Genomic DNA, 23765 nt, shown 5'->3' with positions numbered 1-23765 from the left:
CAGACGGCCTGTTAACCCTATAACAAGGCCGTCTGAAAACATTTCCCAACCTGCCGCGCCAAGGACGGCAGGTCATTTCAAACCTAACCCGCACCCCTTGGCGGTGTACCGAAAAGAGTATATATGACTATGGAAAATTTTGCCCAGCTGCTGGAAGAAAGCTTTACCCTGCAAGAGATGAACCCAGGTGAAGTGATTACTGCCGAAGTAGTCGGCATTGATCAAAACTTCGTTACCGTTAACGCAGGTCTGAAATCAGAATCTCTGATTGATGTTGCTGAATTCAAAAACGCTCAGGGCGAGATTGAAGTTAAAGTTGGTGATTTCGTTACCGTTACCATCGAATCTGTTGAAAACGGCTTCGGCGAAACCAAACTGTCCCGCGAAAAAGCCAAACGCGCTGCCGACTGGATCGCTTTGGAAGAAGCTATGGAAAACGGCGACATCCTGTCCGGCGTTATCAATGGCAAAGTCAAAGGTGGTCTGACTGTTATGATCAACAGCATCCGCGCATTCCTGCCGGGTTCTTTGGTTGACGTACGTCCTGTAAAAGACACTTCTCACTTCGAAGGCAAAGAAATTGAATTCAAAGTGATCAAACTGGACAAAAAACGCAACAACGTTGTTGTGTCCCGCCGCGCTGTTCTGGAAGCTACTTTGGGTGAAGAACGCAAAGCCTTGCTGGAAAACCTGCAAGAAGGTTCAGTTATCAAAGGTATCGTTAAAAACATCACCGATTACGGTGCATTCGTTGACTTGGGCGGCATCGACGGTCTGTTGCACATCACCGACTTGGCATGGCGTCGTGTGAAACACCCAAGCGAAGTTTTGGAAGTTGGTCAAGAAGTAGAAGCCAAAGTCCTGAAATTCGACCAAGACAAACAACGCGTTTCCCTGGGTATGAAACAACTGGGCGAAGATCCTTGGAGCGGCCTGACCCGCCGTTATCCACAAGGTACCCGCCTGTTCGGTAAAGTATCCAACCTGACTGACTACGGTGCGTTCGTTGAAATCGAACAAGGCATCGAAGGTTTGGTACACGTTTCCGAAATGGATTGGACCAACAAAAACGTACACCCAAGCAAAGTTGTTCAACTGGGTGACGAAGTTGAAGTAATGATCCTGGAAATCGACGAAGACCGCCGCCGTATCTCTTTGGGTATGAAACAATGCCAAGCTAACCCTTGGGAAGAGTTTGCAGCCAACCACAACAAAGGCGACAAAATCTCCGGCGCAGTTAAATCCATCACTGACTTCGGCGTATTCGTAGGTCTGCCTGGCGGTATCGACGGTCTGGTTCACCTGTCTGACTTGTCTTGGACTGAAGCCGGCGAAGAAGCTGTACGCAAATACAAAAAAGGCGAAGAAGTTGAAGCCGTTGTATTGGCCATCGACGTTGAAAAAGAACGCATCTCTTTGGGTATCAAACAACTTGAAGGCGATCCGTTCGGTAACTTCATCAGCGTAAACGACAAAGGTTCTTTGGTTAAAGGTTCTGTGAAATCTGTTGACGCCAAAGGTGCCGTAGTCGCTCTGTCTGAAGAAGTTGAAGGCTACCTGCCTGCTTCTGAATTTGCCGCTGACCGCGTTGAAGACCTGACTACCAAACTGAAAGAAGGCGACGAAGTTGAAGCCGTTATCGTTACCGTTGACCGCAAAAACCGCAGCATCCGTCTGTCTGTTAAAGCGAAAGACGCTAAAGAAAACCGCGAAGCGCTGAATTCAGTTAATGCCGCTGCAACTGCCAATGCCGGTACTACCAGCTTGGGCGACTTGCTGAAAGCCAAACTGTCCGGCGACCAAGAATAAGGTTGCAGACATGACGAAGTCTGAATTGATGGTTCGCCTCGCAGAAGTGTTTGCCGAAAAAAATGGCAACCAACTGCTGGCTAAAGATGTCGAATACAGTGTAAAAGTCTTGGTTGATACCATGACCCGCTCACTGGCTCGTGGACAACGTATCGAAATCCGTGGCTTCGGCAGCTTCGACTTGAACCACCGCCCTGCCCGTATCGGGCGCAACCCTAAAACCGGCGAACGTGTGGAAGTGCCTGAAAAACATGTTCCCCACTTCAAACCGGGTAAAGAGTTGCGTGAGCGTGTAGACTTGGCATTGCAAGAAAGTGCTCATTAATACTTAGTAGCAAAACGCCGCAGAAATGCGGCGTTTTTTTGTTTTTTCAAAAAATACTAAAGCCAGCCCTTTTTGCTTGCACTTTAATCGCACACTTTTCCAACTATATTGACAACAAAGCCTTTGCAAAAAACGCAGGCCGTCTGAAATCATTTATAATAGACCGACTATTCCATAATGAGAACATCATTCCGACTACTGTCCAAATTATTGCGGATGATGTTTCGACTATCGCCAGCAAAACATAATAAAGGTTATACATGAGCAATAGAGACCAACTATTTACGCCACCGCCATTTGAAAACCACAGCCCATTGACTTGGTATCAGGCCGCCGCCGAACAACCCAACTTCATCCGTGACGAAGCACAAGCACGAGCCATTGAATATTTGGATCGCTTGTGGACCGAGCTGATGATGTTCAAACGCAAACGCAACCGTTTTCTCGGCCGCAGCCTGCGCTCCCCCCAAGTACCTAAAGGACTCTATTTTTATGGCGGCGTAGGACGCGGTAAAAGTTTCCTGATGGACGCTTTTTTTGGCTGCCTCCCTTATCGCCGTAAGCGCCGCGTGCATTTCCATGCCTTTATGGCCGAAATTCATCAACGGCTGAAAGCTTTAAAGAGCGAAGCAAATCCTTTAAAAGCCGTTGCAGCAGAAATTGCCAAAGAAACACGCGTATTATGCTTTGATGAATTTCACGTCAGCGACATTGCCGATGCGATGATTTTAGGCCGTCTGTTGGAAAACCTGCTGAGCGAAGGTGTTGTTTTGGTGGCTACTTCCAACTACGCTCCATCCGAACTCTATCCTCAAGGCCAAAATCGCAGCAGCTTTCTGCCAACCATCGCCCTTATCGAATCTAACCTGACCGTTTTAAATGTAGATGGCGGAGAAGATTACCGATTGCGCACATTACGCCCTGCCGAAATTTTCTTTGTGCCCAATAATGAAGAAAACGAGCAAAAATTGGCTGCTTTATTTAAAGAAATGAGCGGAATCTCTGAATTAAACCCGGGAATCAGCATTATTCATGGACGGGAAATTCCTCATAAAGCCCAGTCGGAACGCGCCATCTGGTTTGATTTCCGTGCATTGTGTTTCGGTCCGCGCTCACAAGCCGACTATCTGTATTTGGCCGAACATTACGAGATGGTTTTTCTATCAGGATTGGAACGCCTGACCCCTCAAGAAAAAGCAGAAGCACGCCGTCTGACATGGTTGATTGACGTTTTATATGACTTCCGCGTGAAGTTGTGTGCCACCAGTGCTGTTGGCGTAAACGATATTTATGTTGAAGGCGATTTTGCCGAAGAATTTACCCGTACAGCCAGCCGTATGGTCGAAATGCAGTCCGAAGTCTATTTGGAACAACCGCACCTGACTTTAAGCAAATAATGCCTTTCCCAAAAAAGGGCGAAATTTGGTAAAATACACTCCCCTTGCCTTTGGGTTACGACAACTTACCTTTCAATAAAAACAAGGACATAATATGGCCATCGAACGTACGATTTCCATCATCAAACCCGATGCGGTAGAAAAAAACGTCATCGGCAAGATTTACAGCCGCTTTGAAGAAAACGGCCTGCGCATTATTGCGGCAAAAATGAAACAGCTGTCTGAGCGCGAAGCAAAAGAGTTTTATGCCGTACATAAAGGCCGCCCTTTTTACGAAGACTTGGTTAAATTCATGACACGCAATCCCGTCATGATTCAAGTATTGGAAGGTGAAAACGCCGTTGCTAAAAATCGTGAATTGATGGGCGCAACCAATCCGGCTGATGCCGCTCCAGGCACAATCCGCGCCGACTTTGCAGAATCTGTCAGCGTCAATGCTGTGCACGGTTCTGACAGTGTGGAAAACGCTGCGATTGAAATTGCCTACTTCTTCAGCCAAAGCGAAATCTGCCCACGATAAAAGTAAAAAGCCTGTAGCCGCTTTACGGCCGTCCGATTCCATATCGGACGGCAAAACTGCTTTGTATGCACTGCAAATGACAGGCCGTCTGAAACCCCTAAAGGCTTTTAAAGCAAAGCTGACCGATAAGCCTCTTTACTTTAAAAGCTTTATTGAGAAACATAAAAATACATGAAAACCAATCTACTGAATTACGATTTAAACGGACTGACGCAACACTTTGCCGAAATGGGTGAAAAACCTTTCCGCGCCAAGCAAGTCATGCGTTGGATACATCAAGCCGGTGCACAAAACTTTGAAGAAATGACTGATTTGGCCAAATCATTGCGCGCCAAGCTGAATGAACAAGCCACAATCGAAGTGCCTAAATTAATGATGGCACAAGAATCTACGGATGGTACACGCAAATGGTTGCTGGATGTCGGCACGGGCAACGGTGTAGAAACCGTCTTCATTCCCGAAGCCGAACGCGGCACTTTGTGCATCTCTTCCCAGGTAGGTTGCGCATTGGAATGCACTTTCTGCTCTACCGGACGACAAGGTTTCAACCGCAACCTGACTGCCGCCGAAATTATCGGCCAGCTTTGGTGGGCCAATAAAGCCATGGGCGTTACCCCTAAAAATGAACGCGTTATTTCCAACGTGGTGATGATGGGTATGGGCGAACCCATGGCAAACTTTGATAATGTTGTTACCGCTTTGAGCATTATGCTGGATGATCACGGCTATGGCTTGAGCCGCCGCCGCGTGACCGTTTCCACTTCAGGTATGGTTCCGCAAATGGACAGACTGCGCGACGCTATGCCTGTTGCTTTAGCCGTATCTTTACACGCTTCCAATGACGAAGTGCGCGATCAAATCGTTCCGCTGAATAAGAAATACCCATTGAAAGAATTGATGGCGGCCTGTCAACGTTATCTGGTCAAAGCCCCCCGCGACTTTATTACCTTTGAATACGTTATGCTCGACGGCATCAACGACAAGGCCCAACACGCGCGCGAATTGATTGAATTGGTTAAAGACGTACCGTGCAAATTCAATCTGATTCCGTTCAACCCTTTCCCGAATTCCGGCTACGAACGTTCTACCAACGAGAATATCCGCGTCTTCCGCGATATTCTGCAACAAGCCGGCTTTGTCGTTACTGTCCGCAAAACCCGTGGCGACGACATTGATGCCGCTTGCGGACAATTGGCCGGACAAGTACAAGATAAAACACGCCGCCAACAAAAATGGCAACAAATTTTGGTCGAACAATAAGGTTAATTATGAAAATCAAGTTCGGATTCGCTTTACTTACCGCACTGACTCTTTCTGCCTGCTCATCCTCTTCCGGACCAAGCCCCAAAGAACGTGCCATTCAGGTTTCCAATATCAAAACCCAGCTTGCCGTGGAATATATGCGCGGTCAAAACTACCGCCAAGCTACCGAAAGTATCGAAGAGGCACTTAAATTCAATTCAAAAAACGATATTGCTTGGCTGGTACGCGCTGAAATTTATCAATATCTGAAGGTCCGCGATAAAGCTCAGGAAAGCTTTCTTAAAGCCTTGTCTTTAAAACCGGATAGTGCTGAAGTTAACAACAATTACGGTTGGTTCTTATGCAATCAAATGAATGCACCTGCCGAATCTATGGCTTATTTTGATAAAGCACTGGCCGACCCGACCTACCCGAGCCCCTTTATTGCCAATATGAATAAAGGCATTTGCAGTGCAAGATTAGGCCAATACTCTTTGGCTCAAGCCTATTTGGAAAGGTCTTTGGCGGCCAATCCACAATTCTTCCCTGCTTTCAAAGAGCTTGCCCGAACCAAAATGATGGCAGGCAATCTGAACGATGCCGACTATTATTTCCGCCAATACCAAAGCAAAGTCGATGTCCTGCAGGCTGACGATTTGCTTTTAGGCTGGCGCTTGGCCACTGCCTTGGGCAATAAACACGCCGCATACGAATATGAAGCCCAACTTAGGGCAAACTTCCCTTATTCTGACGAACTACAAACTGTTACAACAGGCCACTAAATGGAAAATAACGATAAAATCAACTACGACACACAAGCCGCCAAAACACTGGGGGATGAATTACGAAAGCACAGAACTGATGCCAAAATCGATATTGAAGATGTTGCTTCACGTTTAAAACTGTCTGCCGAACAAATTGATGCCTTGGAAAAAGGGGAATATTCAAATTTTCCGGGTCTGGTCTTCGTCTCAGGTTATCTTCGTTCATATGCACGATTCCTCAAAATCGATGAACAAACCATCACCAAACATTTGCACTCGATTACTCCGCAACTTGAAGACCATGTATATGCAGTAACACGCAGCACCAAAAGCGGCTTGAGCTATGAAGATGCTGAAAAACAGGGTTTCCCTAAATGGATATTGGGTGCAGCCGCATTGGCTTTAGCAATAGGCGGTGTTTACTTTTGGCAAAGTAAATCCAGCTATGAAAACGAACAGGCAAATATTCAAAACAGCAAAGATGTTGCCGATACGATGAAAACGCCTGCTTTGAAAACGGATAATGTTGCCGTTAGCGAAATGACCGAAGACGGCAAAAAAGAAATTACCAATAAGTCTGAAGCAGCCAATGAACAAGCGGCTTCAGCAGCTTCTGCCGTTGTAGAAGAAAAACCTGCCGTCAAAGTTGAAAAAGACGAACTTTGGATTAAAGTCCAATACCGAAGCAATCTGATTATTGCAGACAAAGATGGAAAAGTAGTATTCAGCCGCATTGTTCCGGCCGGAAGCGAACATCGTCTGAGAGGCGGCGCGCCTTATAATGTTTGGATCGGTATTGCAGCCGGTTCGGAAGCTAATTACGGCGGCACACCAATCGAACCTTTAAAACACCGTGTTGCCGGTGAAAAATCCGCCTCTTTTGTTGCAGGAAAAAACTAAAATGACCACACCTAAACGCCGTCTGACACATCAAGTACAAATTGATCATCTCATCGTTGGTTCGGATGCGCCCGTTGTTGTGCAATCTATGACCAATACCGACACCGCAGATGCAGAAGCAACCGCCCGACAGGTCAAAGAGTTGAGCGATGCCGGCTCGGAAATGGTACGCATCACGGTCAATACTCCGGAAGCGGCTTCCAAAGTCGCCGAAATCCGCAGCCGCTTAGACGATATGGGTTACACCACGCCCCTGATCGGCGACTTCCATTTTAATGGCGAACGCTTATTGGCTGAATTTCCCGAGTGCGGCAAAGCCCTGTCTAAATACCGCATCAACCCGGGCAATGTCGGCAAAGGCGCAAAAGGCGATGAGAAATTTGCCTTTATGATTCGTACGGCGGCAGAAAACAATAAAGCCGTACGCATCGGTGTGAACTGGGGTTCGCTTGATCAAAGCCTTGCCAAGCGCATGATGGATGCCAACCTAGCTTCTGCCACACCAAAGCCGCCTGAAGAAATCATGAAAGAAGCTTTGATTGTTTCGGCGCTGGAGTCAGCAGAAAAAGCCGTAGCTTTGGGCTTGCCTGAAGATAAAATCATTTTGTCGTGCAAGGTCAGCGCCGTACAAGACTTGATTCAGGTTTACCGCGAATTGGGCAGCCGTTGCCGCTACCCGCTCCATCTCGGTCTGACCGAGGCTGGCATGGGCAGCAAAGGTATTGTGGCATCTACCGCTGCCTTGGCTGTATTGCTGCAAGAAGGTATCGGCGACACCATTCGAATCTCCCTGACCCCCGAGCCCGGCAGTTCGCGCACTCAGGAAGTCATTGTCGGTCAGGAAATCCTGCAAACCATGGGCTTGCGTTCCTTCACACCAATGGTTACAGCCTGCCCAGGCTGCGGCCGTACCACCAGTACCGTATTCCAAGAATTGGCGCAAGACGTACAAAACTATTTACGCCAAAAAATGACTGTTTGGCGCACTGAGTATCCAGGCGTTGAATCATTGAACGTTGCCGTAATGGGTTGCGTAGTCAATGGCCCGGGCGAGAGCAAGCTTGCCGATATCGGCATCAGCTTGCCAGGTACAGGCGAAACTCCGGTTGCGCCGGTTTATGTAGACGGCGAACGCAAAGTGACTCTCAAAGGCGACAATATCGCTGCCGAGTTTTTACAAATCGTTGAAGATTATGTCAAAACCAACTATTGCGAAGGTGGCGCAAAACGTAAGCAAAACCGTGTCATTCCGATTCAGTCTGCCTAAAACATTTTCAAGATAAAGAGGCCGTCTGAAAATATGTTGGGCAAACTGGATACTTGGCTGACTGAGCATCCCAAACGCAAGGATTTGCATGGTTGGCGACGCTTTATTGTTGAATTTTGGTTTTTCGGTTTGAAAGAAGCACGAGCCTGCTTATTTGCAGGCTTGTTTTTCATTGCCATGTTTCTTATTCCGAAAACAGGTTGGCTGGGAATTTCGCGCTACGACCTGCTGCTGATTTTTGCCGTCTCCGTACAAGCAGCCATGCTGTATTTCAAGCTGGAAACTTGGGACGAAGTGAAATCGATTACGCTGTTTCACTTGGTGGGCTTTGCTTTAGAGTGGTTCAAAACTTCAGGTGGTATCCAATCCTGGAGCTATCCGGAAGAAGCATATACCAAAATCGGCGGCGTACCGCTGTTTGCGGGCTTTATGTATGCCGCAGTCGGCAGCTATATTATCCAAGCATGGCGGCTGTTTGACCTCAAAATCAAAAGCCATCCGCCATATTGGTTGGGCACTTTGTGCGCGCTGGCGATTTATATCAATTTTTTCACCCATCACTATATCGGCGACTATCGCTGGTATCTCGCAGCCTTTGCTCTCGGCCTATACGCCCGGACGACAGTCTTGTACACGCCCTATGACACTACTCGCAAAATGCCGCTCCTGCTCGCTTTTGTCCTGATTGGATTTTTCATTTGGCTGGCGGAAAATTTAGGAACTTTATTCGGTGTTTGGCGCTATCCCAACCAAATCGGCGCGTGGGCATCGGTACACATCAGCAAATGGAGCTCATGGGCTTTATTGGTGATGATGACTTTTACCATCGTTGCGAATTTAAAACATATTAAACATACCATCAGCGTATCGAAAGATTAATTGTTCAACATATATCAAAAGGCCGTCTGAAACTTTCAGACGGCCTTTCATTTTCAACAATCAATTAAACAAACTTAAGGCTTTCACAAACACCATAATAACGCCGTAGCCCAAAGGAATGCAGACCAAAGCCCAGCGCCACCATACGCCGATACCGCCCGCTGATACTTTTTTGCTAATCAGATAGGCATCGGATACAGCGGTTTCATCATCGGGATTGCGGCTATGTGCTGCTACTTTAATGTCTTTCTCGTGATGCTTTTCATGAACAGAACGGACACTCAGGTTACACAGCAAACCGACAATCAACAAACCCGCCATGATGTACATGGTAATGCTATAAGCCTCGGCAGCCGGAACACCGCTTTCAATTTGACTTTGGCGGATATAGTTAACCAACACCGGGCCAATAACGGCCGCAGTTGACCATGCCAGCAAAATCCTGCCGTGGATTGCACCGACTTGATAAGTGCCGAACAAATCCTTCAAATACGCCGGAATGGCTGCAAAACCGCCGCCATACATGGAAATAATGACGCAGAAACCAATGACAAACAAAGCCTTGTTACCGCTCCCGCCAATAGACGGAATGGCAAAATACAACAGCGAACCGAGTACAAAGAAAATGGTATAAGTGTTTTTACGGCCGATTTTATCGGACACGCTGGACCACAAAAAGCGGCCGCCCATATTAAACAGGCTCAACAGGCTCACAAAACCTGCCGCCGCGCCCGCACCAATGGCCGCTTGTTTTCCCACAGAAGCCTCGGAAAACAGCTCCTGAATCATGACGGAAGCCTGTCCCAACACACCAATACCGGCCGTTACATTCAAGCACAATACCCAAAACAAGAGCCAAAATTGCGGCGTTTTCATGGCTTGTGAGACATTGACATGATTGCTGCTGACCAATTTGCTTTTGTTTTTCGGCGCAACATAACCTTTAGGTTTCCAGCCATCGGCAGGTACACGGATCGTAAACGCGCCAAACATCATCAACACCAAATAAAACAACCCTAAAACCACAAAAGTCTGCGCGACGCCAACCGAAGTTTCACTGGAGAAAAAACTCATCAGCGATACCGACAAAGGCGAGGCCAACATCGCGCCGCCGCCAAAACCCATAATCGCCAAGCCTGTCGCCATGCCCGGTTTATCGGGAAACCATTTCATCAATGTCGATACAGGCCCGATATAGCCCAAGCCCAAACCAATCCCGCCAATCACGCCGTTGCCCAAATAAAGCAAAAACAGATTGTGCGTATGGACGCCGATTGCTGACACAAAAAAGCCCAAGCTAAAGCAGCAGGCGGCAACAAACATCGCCTTACGCGGCCCAACGCGTTCCATCCATGTACCAAACATGGCCGCAGACGCGCCCAACATTGCCAAGGCAATACTGAAAATCCAACCCACCGTGGTCAGCTTCCAATCTCCGGCAGCCGACTCAGTGATACCGATAAGCTTGGTTAAAGGCGCATTGAACACGGAATAAGCGTATATCTGCCCGATGGCAAGATGCACAGCCAAAGCGGCAGGCGGTACCAGCCAACGATTAAAGCCGGGTTTGGCAATGGTCGCCTCACGGTCTAAAAACTTCATAAAATCCTCTTATCTTATGTATGTCAAACGCTGATTCCATATCATATGGAATCGAAAAATTGTTAACAATATTGTAACATTAATCTCCCATTTTCCTTTTTGTCCGCTCCATGATAATTTTGCGTATCAGACAGAAAAAACATTCATCTAAACCATTTTCCTCATCCAATATCAACAAAAAGGCCGTCTGAAAATCTTTCAGACGGCCTTTCCATTCATATCGTTTTATGCGGCGAAACGTTTGGCGACTTCATCCCAGTTAACGATTTCCCAAAAACCTTTCAGGTAGTTAGGACGGCTGTTGCGGTAATCGATGTAGTAGGCGTGTTCCCATACGTCGCAAGTCAACAGCGGAGTATTTTCAGTAGTCAGCGGAGTACCTGCATTGGAAGTAGAAACCAGATCCAATTCGCCGGCAGGCGTTTTCACCAACCATGCCCAACCGGAACCGAAAGTACCGGCCGCGCAGGCATTGAACGCTTCTTGGAATTTCTCGAAGCTGCCCCATTTGGCGTCGATGGCCGCAGCCAATTCACCGGCAGGTTTGCCTTGGCCTTTAGGGGTAAAGCCCAGCCAGTAGAAAGTGTGGTTCCAAGTTTGGGCAGCGTTGTTGAACATACCGCCGGAAGATTTTTTCACGATTTCTTCCAAAGGCATTTCTTCAAACTCAGTGCCTTTGATTTGATTATTCAAATTGGTGATGTAGGTTTGATGGTGTTTGCCGTAGTGGAACTCCAAAGTTTCTTTGGTCAGATGTGGGGACAATGCGTCCAGTTCATAAGGCAGTTGTGGCAGCTTATGTTCCATTTTTGTGCTCCTGATTGTTGATATTTATATTTTGGTAGTGTGTGTCGTCATATTGACAACATGACTATTTTACCTGCTTTAGCCTAAACAAACCAATTGAACTTACACTGCGTTATAATAGCGGATTACAATTTTCCAGCCAGAGATGCCCGTCATGAGCAATTATTCCGACATGCCGTCTGAAGACCGTGAAATCAGCGCATTATCACTACCGCCGCATTCCACAGAAGCGGAGCAATCCGTTTTGGGCGGTCTGATGCTGGAAAATTCTGCTTGGGACCGTATTGCCGATGTCGTCTCCGGCGAAGATTTCTACCGCCACGAACACCGCCTGATTTTTCGTGCCATTGCCAATCTGATTAACGAAAGCCGCCCTGCCGACGTCATTACCGTTCAAGAAAGTTTGGAACGCAATGAAGAATTGGAAGCGGCAGGCGGATTCAACTATCTGATTACGCTGGCGCAAAACACACCATCCGCAGCCAATATCCGCCGCTACGCCGAAATCGTGCGCGAACGCTCCATCATGCGCCAGCTTGCCGAAGTCGGCACGGAAATTGCACGCAGCGCCTACAATCCGCAAGGGCGCGATGCAGGCCAGCTTTTGGACGAGGCAGAAAACAAAGTATTCCAAATTGCCGAAAGTACCGCCAAATCCAAACAAGGCTTTCTTGAGATGCCCGACCTTTTGAAAGAAGTGGTCGAGCGCATCGATATGCTTTATTCGCGCGACAATCCTGATGAGGTAACCGGCATATCGACTGGTTTTATCGATCTCGACAAAAAAACATCAGGCCTTCAACCGGGCGATTTGATCATCGTCGCAGGCCGTCCGTCTATGGGTAAAACCGCCTTTTCGATCAATATTGCCGAACACGTTGCCGTAGAGGGCAAGCTGCCTGTCGCCGTATTCTCGATGGAGATGGGCGGTGCGCAGCTGGTTATGCGTATGCTGGGTTCAGTCGGACGTTTGGATCAAAGCGTTTTAAAAACCGGCAGATTGCAAGACGAACACTGGGGCCGTCTGAACGAAGCGGTCGTTAAACTCTCCGATGCGCCCATGTATATCGATGAAACTCCGGGGTTGACCGCGCTCGAACTGCGCGCCCGCGCCCGTCGTCTTGCGCGCCAGTTCAACGGCAAATTGGGTTTGATCGTCATCGACTACCTGCAATTGATGTCAGGCTCCGGCCGTTCTGACAACCGCGCTTCCGAGCTTGGCGAAATTTCCCGCTCCCTCAAAGCATTGGCTAAAGAATTGCAAGTTCCCGTCATTGCCCTGTCGCAGTTGAGCCGTACCGTTGAGCAGCGTACCGACAAACGCCCGATGATGTCCGACTTGCGTGAATCCGGCGCAATCGAACAAGATGCCGACTTGATTATGTTCATGTATCGTGATGAATACTACAACTCAGAATCACCCGCAAAAGGCTTGGCGGAATGTATTATCGGCAAACACCGTAACGGTCCCGTCGGGAAAGTGTTCCTCACTTGGATGGGCCAATTTACCAAATTTGATAATGCTGCCTATGTTCCAGAATCCATGTTGATGGAAGATTGAGACAAGTTATCTGAAAAACTAACCGAATTTCATATTTTATTAGTCACGCATTCCAAAATCGTTTAGAATAAATCCAATAAAAGCAAAAGCATTGCCACAAGCAAATGCAAAAAGAGAAAACGTCGGTTACCCCAACACATTACTACCCCAAAATCACTCATGTATCAGACACAAAAAGGCTTCACTCTAATCGAGTTGCTGATCGTCATTACTATTGCCGCAGTAATGGCCGTCATCGCATTCCCAAATATGAATCAATGGATTGCCTCCAGACGTGCGGCATCGCAAGCAGAGCAAATTGCCAATCTGCTGCGTTTCGCGCGAAATGAGGCCGTCCGTCTCAATCTTCCCGTTTACATCTGCCCGGTCAAAATCAAATCCGATGGCTCGCCCAATAATAGTTGCGATTCCAAATATGCCGGAAATGGTATGTTGGCCTACGCCGATAAAAACGGAGATTCCAACTATAAAAACGATACAGTCGATTTATCCGTCCGCTCCATTATCCTTAATGGGGATACCGACAAAGTGGAATACAGCTTCAACCATATCCCTACCGGTACTGAGCGCCCTGCCCTCTCTTCTTCAGCTTCAAAAGAAGTCTGGTGGAGGTTTCTTCCCAATGGTACATTTGGCCATTCGACCGATGGCAAAAATTATCAATTTTCAGACGGCTACATCAAAATCAGCCTGACGGATAAATCCGCCGCCGATGCTGAAACCAAGAAAGCCCGTGCTACCGTACTTTTAGTCAATGGCAATGGGCATGTCGAAATCTGTGCTAAAAACGATGAGCGCAAAATATGCGAATACACTTCCAAATAATAACAACGGTATCTTATGAACATTACTAATCCTACTCATCTCAGATCATTTAAAGGCCGTCTGAAAACGAGCCCAACAAGCTTTACTCCAAAACTTCAATCAGGCATGACCCTGATTGAAGTTTTGATTGCCATGTTTGTCCTTGCCATCGGTGTGCTCGCCCTTCTGGCTGTCCAACTGCGTACCGTATCTAACGTGCGTGAGTCTGAAAATCAAACCACTGTCGCCCAAATTACACAAAATCTAATCGAAGGCATGCTCATTAACCCGACGCTCTCTGAAGAAACCGATACTGCAGGCGACAAAACCTCCCGTTATAAAAAATCCTACGATGCTTACATCACATCAAGCTCTGAACAGCTGAAAGACTCAAAGCAAACCAATGAATTTAAAGAAAAAATGACAAAAGCGCAACTTGCACAAGCTCAAATTGCCCAGTTTAAAGCCGATTTAGCCAAAGCCCTTCCCGAAGCCCAAGTCTTCTCGACTATCTGCAAAGATTCTTCCGGTGCAGAGCCGACTTACGAAAAGGGGTTTAACGCAAAATGCGATGGCAAAGGCGACACAACCATCGTGAAAGTTTTATGGTTGCAAGATGTTGAAGAAGAAAATACCGCAAAAAATCTCAATACATCGGGGTATCACGTTGTCTATACCTACCAATCACGCGTAAGAGACTAACAATGAACAATAAACGCTTACTCAACCATATTCCCAATAAAACCGCGATGCGCGGTTTCAGCATCCTTGAATTTCTGGTTGCCAGCCTGCTCAGCATGATCGTCTTAATGGCGGTCAGCTCCACCTACTTTACTGCACGCGGATTGAACAAATCTGCCAACACCCGTATCGGTATCCAACAAGATTTGCGCAACGCCGCCAATATGATTGTCCGCGATGCGCGTATGGCAGGCAATTTCGGCTGCTTCAATATGTCTAATTTTCCTGCCTCTGCAGTGATAGAAGACAAAAGCTCAGATGAATATACATTGAAAACGACGGGTGTGAATAATCTGTTACCGATTAAAGAAATCAATAAATTAGGCTATGCAGGCTTTGCTCAAACCGGCAAAGCCCTGCTGTTTCAATATGGAATCGACAAAGCAAACCCTGCTGCAAAAACTGCCATTGTCAGCAGCTGTTTCGGTATTGCCAAACCTCAAACAGAAATTAAAGATTTGGATGCGGCAAAAACGGCTTTGAAAATGACCGACTCTGATCAAAACGGCAGTATCGCCATTATGAAGCATGAAATGATTGCCTACGCTGTCGGTAAACTTGGCGAAGAGAGCGGTTTGTTCCGTTTCCAATTATCAAATGATGGCTCATGGAGTAATCCGCAGCTCCTGATTAAAGGCATCACTACTATGGATATCCACTATATCTATGCAGAATGTCCTCATTCTGAAAATGCCTCTGCCAGCGGAGTAAATACAGAATCCTTTGATTACAAAACCGCATTGGATAGCTCAGCTGAAGCCAAGTCTCCCGCCTCAATCCAAATCGTACTGAATAACGGCAGTATCGACCCATCGAAAGAACAAGACAATAAAGTCGATATCTACAATATTAATGCCACCATCCGCGGAGGAAACGTATGCGCCGACCGATCACTCTAATTAAACCTGACCGGCAGCAAGGCTATGCTTTGTTTATCGTATTAATGATGATGATCGTCATCGCCCTGCTCGTGGTTACAGCCACCCAGTCCTACAATACCGAACAGCGTATCAGCACCAACGATGCCGACCGCAAACTGGCAACCACCTTGGCCGAAGCCGCATTGCGTGAAGGTGAAAATCAAATTTTTGATATTGAAGGGAAAAAGACTAATTTTACCAAAGAGTGTAAAGATGGTTTTTGCGCCACACCTAACGTGAAATCTGACAGCGAAGCCATCGAAGAAACCGCTACGGAAGATGCCTGGAAAAGAAAATGTGATAAAAATCAAAATCTTTGCATCGATGCCAACGGTAAAGAATACTCTCTAGGTAAAAATAGCGGCATTGCAAAAAATCCCCGCTACATTATCGAATATTTAGGTAAAACTACTGAGGGTCGAATTACCTACCGCGTTACTGCCAAAGCATGGGGTAAGAATGCCAATACCCAAGTCGTCCTTCAGTCTTACGTTGCCAGCGAATAATAAAATGAATACCACCTCTACCCAACAACTAGGCTTTACGCTGGTTGAGATGATGATTGCCGTCGCCATCTTAGCCATCCTGAGCGTCATTGCCATTCCCTCTTACAACCGCTACATTGAACGCGGCTACCAATCACAAGCGCATGCCGAGTTAGTCGCCATCAATTCTGCTTTTAAAAACCAGTTGGTTAAAAATCCAAAGTGGAAAACTGATGAGATTAAAACCAAATTGGATGACTTTATTTCCTCATACAAAGTCCATAAAGATTTGGCAGACAAATACCAATACTCTGCCGAAATGATTGATGCCAGTACAAGCCGAGCCTATCGTTTGAAAGCTATTCCCATAAAAACAGGCTATACCCTTTCCGTTTGGATGGATAGCTTGGGCAATGCTTACAAATGCACTGATATTAATTCTGCCAAAGATTCTAAAACCACAATGACCAATGGAAAAGGTTGCGAATCGGTTTCCAAAAAGAAATCTTCTTAGTCTGACAACCATAAAAAAGCAGTGTCATCTTACTGACACTGCTTTTTATATTTTACTGCTTCCAATCATCGTCTCGGCGTTGACGCTTCAACAAAATCCTGACTGCGCCATCATTGCCTTGTCGAGGCTCGACATAAGCCAACACGTCAGGATGCTGCATCAACCAGCGGCGCGTCATATTTTTCAAAACCGGTTTATAACCTGCAGAACCCAAGCCACTGCCGTGGACAATCTCGCCGCAAACACCGCGTTTTTTCGTAAATTCAATAAATTCGTTCAATACCTGCTGCGCCTCTTCCTGCGTATAGCCGTGCAAATCTACATCAGCCACAACAGGATAATGGCCGTTTCGCAAACGCATCAAATCATTTTTACCCTGTCCGTTTTTACTGAACGAAGCCGGCGGTTCTTCCCAGCCGCCGCTGCCCACATAAAAATAATCTTCCTGCTCCAAAGTCGCCATTTCTTTAGGTCGCGGTTTGATAGGCGATTTATCGCGGGGCTGTTCATAATAGTTGCCGGCATTTTTCAAAGGTGTAACCTTGCCAACCGCCTTGCTGAAATCCACATCTTCCGCCTGCTTTTTAGCCTTCGCTTCCGCCTCCCGCTCCGCAGCTTCCTTTTTCGCCTGTTTGCCCAAAGCCTTCAGCGTTTCTTGAAAGTTTGCCGTCATGGTTTGTCCTTTCCAAAAAATTGATTGCACACATTATAGCAAACCCGATTACAAGGCCGTCTGAAAGACTCTTATCATCGCACCTTGTTTAGGGTATAGTATTGTCGCCTTGTCAGTCTTACAAAGAGAAAAATCATGTTTAAACGCCCGGAAGAAATTATTGTTTTGGTACTTGCCCTATTATGGGTCGCACTCAGCTACTACTTCGCCGCCATCCTGATTTCAGATGCCTACACCATCCTCCTGATTACCGTATTGACCTTTATTTGGGCGATTGCATGCTTCCTCTTGTGGCAACGCAACTTAAGCCGTCATATTTGGCCGCTATTTCTCGGCAGCCTGGTTGCCTGCTGGTGGCCGTACTTCACTTGGCTTGCAAGCGACGTTCCCGAAGGCACATGGTATTCAGGCTGGACATTCAAATCCATTATCTCCCTGATTCCCGTTGTAGCCGCTTATGTCTTCAAGTGGAAACGAAGCCGGAAAAACAAAATTTCCGATACCCTCGCCTGATACCTTACGCCGTCTTTTCAGACGGCGTTTTCCATATCTGACATAGCGCTCAGACTGTCAACAATTCCAATAAAATGCTATACTCTTCACACGATTTAACACCCTGAAACAGGCCGTCTGAAAGACTTATCAAGATGATCAGCAAACAAGAATACCAAGCCCAAGCCGCACAAGGTTACAACCGCATTCCACTCGTTCAAGAGCTGCTTGCCGATTTGGATACACCGCTCTCAATCTACCTCAAACTAGCCAACAAGCCTTTCACCTACCTGCTCGAATCCGTTGTCGGTGGCGAACGCTTCGGCCGCTATTCCTTTATCGGCCTGCCTTGCAGCCACTATCTCAAAACCAGCGGCAAACATGTCGATGTGTATCAAAACGGAAAAATCATCGAACAACACGACGGCAATCCCCTACCCTTTATCGAAGCCTTCCACAACCGCTTCAAAACGCCCGAAATCCCAAGCCTGCCGCGCTTTACCGGCGGCTTGGTCGGCTACTTCGGTTATGAAACCATCTATAATTTCGAACATTTTGCCCACCGCCTGAAACATACGGCCAAAGCCGATCCGCTCGGTACGCCCGACATCCTCCTGATGCTCTCGCAAGAGCTTGCCGTAGTGGATAACCTAAGCGGCAAAATCTACCTGATTGTTTACGCTGATCCGTCTCAAGCCGACAGCTACGAACGCGCGCGCGAACGTCTTGAAGACATCCGTACCCAGTTACGCCAAAGTTGCGCCATCCCGCTCTCGCTCGGCAGCAAACAAACCCAAGCAGTCAGCGAATTTGGCGAAGAACCTTTCAAAGCCTGCGTCAACAAAATCAAAGACTACATCTTTGCAGGCGACTGCATGCAGGTTGTCCCCAGCCAACGCATGAGCATGGAATTTACCGACAATCCGCTTGCCCTCTACCGCGCCCTGCGTACGCTGAACCCATCGCCGTATATGTTCTACTACGATTTCGGCGATTTCCATATTGTCGGCTCTTCCCCCGAAATCCTCGTCCGCCGCGAACGCGACGATGTTATTGTCCGCCCTATCGCCGGCACGCGCCTGCGCGGCAAAACACCAGCCGAAGACCTCGCCAACGAACAAGACCTGCTGAGCGACGCCAAAGAAATTGCCGAACACGTCATGTTGATTGACTTGGGACGCAACGACGTCGGCCGCATCAGCAAAACCGGCGAAGTCAAAGTCACCGACAAAATGGTGATTGAAAAATACTCTCATGTAATGCACATCGTTTCCAACGTCGAAGGCCGTCTGAAAGACGGCATCACCAACATGGACATCCTCGCCGCCACGTTCCCCGCCGGCACACTCTCCGGCGCCCCCAAAGTCCGCGCCATGGAGATCATCGAAGAAGTTGAACCGAGCAAACGCGGCATCTACGGCGGCGCAGTCGGCGTATGGAGTTTCAACAACGACATGGACTTGGCCATTGCCATCCGCACTGCCGTGATTAAAAACAATACCCTCTTCGTCCAAAGCGGCGCAGGCGTAATTGCCGACTCCGACCCGACATCCGAATGGCAGGAAACCCAAAACAAAGCCCGGGCAGTAATCCGCGCAGCGCAAATGGTGCAAGAAGGGTTGGATAAATAATTTTCAGACAGCCTGCGCTCTGAAATGACTAAAAAATAAGATTATGATACTCAACGAAAAACAACTAAAATCCATCAGCAAATTCCTCAGCTTTATCTTGCGTCATCATCCCGAGCAAATCGGTATTACTTTGGATAAAGACGGCTGGGTGGATATTGATACCCTACTGACGCAGGCAAACCATCCCGAGCGCGGCTTTACGGGCAATCCGCTGACCTATGAGGTATTGTTGGAAGTGGTTGAAAACAACGATAAAAAACGGTTTACCGTATCAGAAGACGGCAAACGCATCCGCGCTGCGCAAGGTCATTCGACGGCACAAGTTCAGGTTGAACACAAAGTGGCAACGCCTCCTCAGATTTTGTATCACGGTACGGCTGAGCGCTCTGTTCCGTCTATTTTGGAACAAGGTCTGCATTCTGCCTCGCGCCATTTTGTCCATCTGTCTGCCGATGCCGAAACAGCCGTCAAAGTCGGCTCCCGCCACGGCAAGCCGGTTGTATTGACCATCGACACTGTCGCCATGCTTACGGCAGGACATCAATTTTATCTGGCGGACAACGGCGTATGGTTAACTGAAAACGTTCCGCCACAATTTATCGGCAAGCTTTAAAACATCAGGCCGTCTGAAGCCGTAAACCATGTTCAGACGGCCTGCAAGCACCCTACCCAATTTCTTCATAAAGCGATTATCCATGAACACATCCCCCATCCTCCCTCCTGCCATGCTCGGCATCCTCGGCGGCGGACAATTAGGCAGAATGTTTACTGTTGCTGCCAAAACCATGGGCTACAAAGTAACCGTACTCGATCCCGACCCGAATGCGCCGGCAGCGGAATTTGCCGATCGCCATTTGTGCGCACCGTTTGATGACCCGGCCGCTTTGGAAGAATTGGCAAAATGTGCCGCGGTTACGACCGAGTTTGAAAACGTCAATGCCGACGCGATGCGTTTTCTCGCCAAACACACCAATGTTTCCCCCAGCGGCGACTGCGTTGCCATCGCGCAAAACCGCATTCAGGAAAAGGCATGGATACGCAAAGCAGGCCTGCAAACCGCACCGTATCAAGCGGTTTGCAAAGCCGAAGACATCACTGAAGAAAGCGTACAATTTCTACCCGGCATCCTGAAAACGGCTACTTTGGGCTACGACGGCAAAGGCCAAATCCGCGTCAAAACATTGAATGAACTCAAAGCCGCATTTGCCGAACACGGCGGCGTGGATTGCGTTTTGGAAAAAATGGTGGATTTGCGCGGCGAGATTTCCGTTATCGTATGCCGTCTGAACAATGATAACGTGCAAACCTTCGACCCTGCCGAAAACATCCACGAAAACGGCATCCTCGCCTACTCCATCGTCCCTGCCCGACTGAGTGCCGACATTCAGCAACAGGCGCGGCAGATGGCGCAGCGTTTGGCCGATGAATTGAACTACATCGGCGTATTGGCGGTAGAAATGTTTGTTGTCGGCGACACACATGAATTGGTCGTCAACGAAATCGCACCGCGTCCGCACAATTCCGGCCACCATACCATCGACGCCTGCGCGGCAGACCAATTCCAGCAACAAGTCCGCCTGATGTGCAACCTTCCTCCGGCTGACACTAAATTGCTGAGTTCTTGCTGTATGGCGAATATTTTGGGCGACGTTTGGAAAGAAGACGGCGGCGAACCCGAATGGCTGCCGCTGCAAAGCAACCCGAATGCACATCTGCATCTTTACGGTAAAAAAGCCGCGCGCAAAGGCCGAAAAATGGGCCACTTTACCGTCTTGGCCAACGATGCGGACAACGCGTTCCAAACCGCACAAACCTTACATCAAAGCCTGTAACCTTACCCACTTTTTTCAGACGGCCTTTGATTGCCAAAGGCCGTCTGAAATCAATTTTTCCGACCATCCGCCATGAGCCTTCTGACCATCCTCCGTCCGGCAACCGAAAAAGACTGCCAAGCCATACACAACGCCCATCTGCATGCCGTTCAATACGCCTGCATCCGCAGTTACGACGAAACCATTATGCACGCGTGGGAAAGTCTGCTCGACATCAACAGCTATTTGGAAACCATCTCCGATAAAAACAAAGCCTTGTGGGTGGTCGAATACAAAGGGCTGATTCAAGGCTTCTTCCAAGTCGATTTCAAAGAAGCGCAACTGGACGCCTTATACGTCCATCCGCTCTTCCACAATCTCGGCTTGGGCACGGCCCTGCTCAGCCGCGCCGAAGAAATGGCCCGAAATGCAGGCCTCAGCTTTCTCAAACTGTATGCCTCGCTCAATTCCGTGCCTTTCTATCGCCTCAACCGTTATGAATCGCTCGGCACTGCCGTGTTGCAACTGAACAAAACCGTCCGCGTCGAATGCGAATTGATGCGCAAATACCTGTAATTTCCCCTTCCGCCGTTGCTTTTTTGAAAGAAACCGATGTCCCGAATTGCCGCCCTGCCCGACCATCTCGTCAACCAAATCGCCGCCGGCGAAGTGGTAGAACGCCCTGCCAACGCCTTGAAAGAAATTGTTGAAAACAGTATCGATGCAGGCGCGACAGCGATTGATGTCGAGCTGGCCGGCGGCGGCATCCGCCTGATCCGCGTCAGCGACAACGGCAGCGGTATCCATCCAGACGACATCGAACTCGCGCTCCACCGCCATGCCACCAGCAAAATCAAAACCTTAAACGATTTGGAACACGTTGCCAGCATGGGCTTTCGCGGCGAAGGTTTGGCCAGTATTGCCTCCGTCAGCCGCCTGACCCTGACCAGCCGTCAAGACGGCAGCGCGCACGCGACCCAAGTCAAAGCCGAAGACGGCAAACTCAGCAGCCCCACTGCCGCCTCCCACCCCGTCGGCACCACCATCGAAGCCGCCGAACTCTTCTTCAATACCCCCGCGCGGCGCAAGTTCCTCAAATCCGAAAACACCGAATACGCCCACTGCGCCACCATGCTCGAACGCCTCGCACTGGCGCATCCGCACATCGCCTTCTCGCTCAAACGCGACGGCAAACCAGTATTTAAACTTCCTGCACAAAGCCTGCATGAACGTATTGCCGCCATTGTCGGCGATGATTTTCAGGCGGCCTCATTGGAAATTGACAGCGGCAATGGTGCGCTGCGGCTCTATGGCGCGATTGCCAAGCCGACTTTCGCCAAAGGCAAAACCGACAAACAATACTGCTTCGTCAACCATCGTTTTGTCCGCGACAAAGTCATGCTCCATGCCGTCAAGCAGGCATACCGAGACGTATTACACAACGCGCTGACGCCTGCTTTCGTCCTCTTCCTCGACCTGCCGCCCGAAGCCGTAGATGTCAACGTCCACCCGACCAAAACCGAAATCCGATTCCGCGACAGCCAGCAAGTACACCAACTTGTGTTCCACACGCTCAACAAGGCCCTTGCCGACACGCGCGCTGACTTGACCGAAAGCGTCAGTAATGCAGGCGAAGTGTTGCATGACATTACCGGCGTTACGCCTACACCAATGCCGTCTGAAAACAACAGCGAAAATCTGTTTGATGGCGCATCCAACTACCCGACAGGCAACAAATCCGATACACGCAATGCCTTTGTTTCGTCAGGCAAAACCGCGCCCATGCCTTACCAAGCCGCACGCGCGCCGCAACAACGCAGCCTGTCCCTGCGCGAAAGCCGTGCAGCCATGAATACTTATGCCGAACTCTACAAAAAAACCGACGACATTGACCTAGAGTTGAGCCAATTCGAGCAGGCACGTTTCGGCAATATGCCGTCTGAAATGCCTACCCAAAAAACAGATACGCCGCTTTCAGACGGCCTTCCATCACAATCCGAACTGCCGCCGCTCGGCTTTGCCATTGCCCAATTACTAGGCATCTATATCCTTGCCCAAGCCGAAGACAGCCTGTTGCTCATCGATATGCACGCCGCCGCCGAACGCGTCAACTACGAAAAAATGAAACGCCAACGTCAGGAAAACGGCAACCTGCAAAACCAACGCCTGCTTATTCCCGTAACCTTTGCCGCGTCCCACGAAGAATGCGCCGCCCTTGCCGATCATGCCGAAGCACTGGCAGGCTTCGGGCTGGAACTGTCCGACATGGGCGGCAACACCCTCGCCGTCCGCGCCATCCCCGCCATGCTCGGCAAAGCCGACGTCGTTTCATTGGCCAAAGACGTTTTGGGCGAACTCGCCCAAGTCGGCAGCAGCCAAACCATCGAAGAACACGAAAACCACATCCTCGCCACCATGTCCTGCCACGGCTCAGTCCGCGCCGGCCGCCAACTTACCCTGCCGGAAATGAACGCCCTCCTGCGCGATATGGAAAACACACCGCGCAGCAACCAGTGCAACCACGGCCGTCCGACTTGGGTCAAACTGACACTAAAAGAATTGGATGCGTTGTTTTTACGCGGACAGTAACGCCGATAAAAAGGCCGTCTGAAACTGCTTTC

At 48.7% G+C, this 23765-nt stretch carries 24 protein-coding genes; 21 read left to right on the top strand and 3 right to left on the bottom strand.

All coding sequences use genetic code 11. From position 1 onward, the window contains the following. The first annotated feature begins 123 nt into the window (after positions 1 to 123). From rpsA to HMPREF2551_RS05630, 9 genes are all read left to right on the top strand, one after another. Positions 124 to 1809, top strand: a complete 1686-nt coding sequence (gene rpsA, locus HMPREF2551_RS05670; protein ID WP_003678994.1) for a 30S ribosomal protein S1 — start codon at positions 124 to 126, stop codon at positions 1807 to 1809. A gap of 10 nt (positions 1810 to 1819) precedes the next feature. Further along, positions 1820 to 2134: an integration host factor subunit beta gene (locus tag HMPREF2551_RS05665; protein ID WP_003678992.1), complete on the top strand. Its 315-nt coding sequence runs from the start codon at positions 1820 to 1822 to the stop codon at positions 2132 to 2134. A gap of 260 nt (positions 2135 to 2394) precedes the next feature. Further along, entirely contained in the window at positions 2395 to 3531 is a 1137-nt protein-coding gene (gene zapE, locus HMPREF2551_RS05660; RefSeq protein WP_003747022.1) for a cell division protein ZapE, read from the top strand. 94 nt (positions 3532 to 3625) lie between these two features. Beyond that, on the top strand, positions 3626 to 4051 hold the full coding sequence (gene ndk / locus HMPREF2551_RS05655) for a nucleoside-diphosphate kinase (RefSeq protein ID WP_003747024.1): 426 nt from the start codon (positions 3626 to 3628) through the stop codon (positions 4049 to 4051). Between the two features lie 171 nt (positions 4052 to 4222). Then, positions 4223 to 5311 carry a dual-specificity RNA methyltransferase RlmN gene (gene rlmN, locus HMPREF2551_RS05650; RefSeq protein WP_070837699.1) on the top strand — a complete coding sequence of 363 codons (1089 nt, stop codon included), beginning with the start codon at positions 4223 to 4225 and terminating at the stop codon, positions 5309 to 5311. 8 nt (positions 5312 to 5319) lie between these two features. Continuing rightward, positions 5320 to 6075 carry a type IV pilus biogenesis/stability protein PilW gene (pilW, locus tag HMPREF2551_RS05645; protein ID WP_070837696.1) on the top strand — a complete coding sequence of 252 codons (756 nt, stop codon included), beginning with the start codon at positions 5320 to 5322 and terminating at the stop codon, positions 6073 to 6075. Next, positions 6076 to 6957 carry a helix-turn-helix domain-containing protein gene (locus HMPREF2551_RS05640; RefSeq protein ID WP_070837693.1) on the top strand — a complete coding sequence of 294 codons (882 nt, stop codon included), beginning with the start codon at positions 6076 to 6078 and terminating at the stop codon, positions 6955 to 6957. Between the two features lies 1 nt (position 6958). Then, a complete protein-coding gene (ispG, locus tag HMPREF2551_RS05635) occupies positions 6959 to 8224 on the top strand; it encodes a flavodoxin-dependent (E)-4-hydroxy-3-methylbut-2-enyl-diphosphate synthase (protein WP_070837691.1) in 1266 nt (421 codons plus the stop codon). Positions 8225 to 8257: 33 nt separating this feature from the next. Continuing rightward, complete coding sequence (locus tag HMPREF2551_RS05630) at positions 8258 to 9103, top strand: DUF817 domain-containing protein (RefSeq protein ID WP_036490627.1); 846 nt, start codon at positions 8258 to 8260, stop codon at positions 9101 to 9103. Between the two features lie 60 nt (positions 9104 to 9163). Here HMPREF2551_RS05630 and HMPREF2551_RS05625 read toward each other — a convergent pair whose 3' ends face one another. Both HMPREF2551_RS05625 and HMPREF2551_RS05620 read right to left on the bottom strand, forming a co-directional pair. Next, the gene (locus tag HMPREF2551_RS05625; RefSeq protein WP_003747033.1) at positions 9164 to 10705 is read right to left on the bottom strand and encodes an L-lactate MFS transporter; all 1542 of its coding nucleotides are present in this window, start codon (positions 10703 to 10705) and stop codon (positions 9164 to 9166) included. 225 nt (positions 10706 to 10930) lie between these two features. Continuing rightward, on the bottom strand, positions 10931 to 11512 hold the full coding sequence (locus HMPREF2551_RS05620; protein WP_003683473.1) for a superoxide dismutase: 582 nt from the start codon (positions 11510 to 11512) through the stop codon (positions 10931 to 10933). A 154-nt stretch (positions 11513 to 11666) separates the two neighbouring features. Between HMPREF2551_RS05620 and dnaB the strand changes: the two genes are divergently transcribed. The 6 genes from dnaB (at position 11667) to HMPREF2551_RS05590 (ending at position 16537) form a co-directional block, all read left to right on the top strand. Next, a complete protein-coding gene (gene dnaB / locus HMPREF2551_RS05615; RefSeq protein ID WP_036490624.1) occupies positions 11667 to 13073 on the top strand; it encodes a replicative DNA helicase in 1407 nt (468 codons plus the stop codon). Between the two features lie 159 nt (positions 13074 to 13232). After that, the gene (locus HMPREF2551_RS05610; RefSeq protein WP_070837689.1) at positions 13233 to 13898 is read left to right on the top strand and encodes a GspH/FimT family pseudopilin; all 666 of its coding nucleotides are present in this window, start codon (positions 13233 to 13235) and stop codon (positions 13896 to 13898) included. A gap of 15 nt (positions 13899 to 13913) precedes the next feature. Then, the gene (gene pilV / locus HMPREF2551_RS05605) at positions 13914 to 14579 is read left to right on the top strand and encodes a type IV pilus modification protein PilV (RefSeq protein WP_210400281.1); all 666 of its coding nucleotides are present in this window, start codon (positions 13914 to 13916) and stop codon (positions 14577 to 14579) included. A 2-nt stretch (positions 14580 to 14581) separates the two neighbouring features. Beyond that, the gene (locus tag HMPREF2551_RS05600) at positions 14582 to 15517 is read left to right on the top strand and encodes a PilW family protein (protein ID WP_036490620.1); all 936 of its coding nucleotides are present in this window, start codon (positions 14582 to 14584) and stop codon (positions 15515 to 15517) included. Continuing rightward, the gene (locus tag HMPREF2551_RS05595; RefSeq protein ID WP_036490618.1) at positions 15496 to 16044 is read left to right on the top strand and encodes a pilus assembly PilX family protein; all 549 of its coding nucleotides are present in this window, start codon (positions 15496 to 15498) and stop codon (positions 16042 to 16044) included. The genes HMPREF2551_RS05600 and HMPREF2551_RS05595 overlap by 22 nt, the downstream gene beginning before the upstream one ends. A 4-nt stretch (positions 16045 to 16048) precedes the next feature. Next, a complete protein-coding gene (locus HMPREF2551_RS05590; RefSeq protein WP_070837685.1) occupies positions 16049 to 16537 on the top strand; it encodes a PilX family type IV pilin in 489 nt (162 codons plus the stop codon). 52 nt (positions 16538 to 16589) lie between these two features. Here the strand turns inward: HMPREF2551_RS05590 and HMPREF2551_RS05585 are convergent, their stop codons facing one another. After that, entirely contained in the window at positions 16590 to 17210 is a 621-nt protein-coding gene (locus HMPREF2551_RS05585; protein WP_036490614.1) for a Smr/MutS family protein, read from the bottom strand. A 135-nt stretch (positions 17211 to 17345) separates the two neighbouring features. Here HMPREF2551_RS05585 and HMPREF2551_RS05580 point away from each other — a divergent pair, with 135 nt between their 5' ends. From HMPREF2551_RS05580 to mutL, 6 genes are all read left to right on the top strand, one after another. After that, entirely contained in the window at positions 17346 to 17723 is a 378-nt protein-coding gene (locus HMPREF2551_RS05580) for a hypothetical protein (protein WP_070695557.1), read from the top strand. A gap of 134 nt (positions 17724 to 17857) precedes the next feature. Continuing rightward, entirely contained in the window at positions 17858 to 19333 is a 1476-nt protein-coding gene (gene trpE, locus HMPREF2551_RS05575) for an anthranilate synthase component I (RefSeq protein WP_070837683.1), read from the top strand. A 43-nt stretch (positions 19334 to 19376) separates the two neighbouring features. Continuing rightward, positions 19377 to 19946: an RNA 2'-phosphotransferase gene (locus HMPREF2551_RS05570; RefSeq protein WP_070837681.1), complete on the top strand. Its 570-nt coding sequence runs from the start codon at positions 19377 to 19379 to the stop codon at positions 19944 to 19946. An 82-nt stretch (positions 19947 to 20028) separates the two neighbouring features. Further along, complete coding sequence (locus tag HMPREF2551_RS05565; RefSeq protein ID WP_070837679.1) at positions 20029 to 21165, top strand: 5-(carboxyamino)imidazole ribonucleotide synthase; 1137 nt, start codon at positions 20029 to 20031, stop codon at positions 21163 to 21165. A 72-nt stretch (positions 21166 to 21237) separates the two neighbouring features. Next, on the top strand, positions 21238 to 21720 hold the full coding sequence (locus tag HMPREF2551_RS05560) for a GNAT family N-acetyltransferase (protein WP_003747064.1): 483 nt from the start codon (positions 21238 to 21240) through the stop codon (positions 21718 to 21720). Between the two features lie 36 nt (positions 21721 to 21756). Continuing rightward, positions 21757 to 23733 (top strand): DNA mismatch repair endonuclease MutL, encoded by a 1977-nt coding sequence (gene mutL, locus HMPREF2551_RS05555; protein WP_049359785.1) that lies wholly within the window; start codon positions 21757 to 21759, stop codon positions 23731 to 23733. Positions 23734 to 23765: the final 32 nt, after the last annotated feature.

The sequence above is a fragment of the Neisseria sp. HMSC066H01 genome (assembly GCF_001837375.1).
Lineage (GTDB): Bacteria > Pseudomonadota > Gammaproteobacteria > Burkholderiales > Neisseriaceae > Neisseria.
This window is presented reverse-complemented; position numbering and strand designations above follow the sequence as displayed.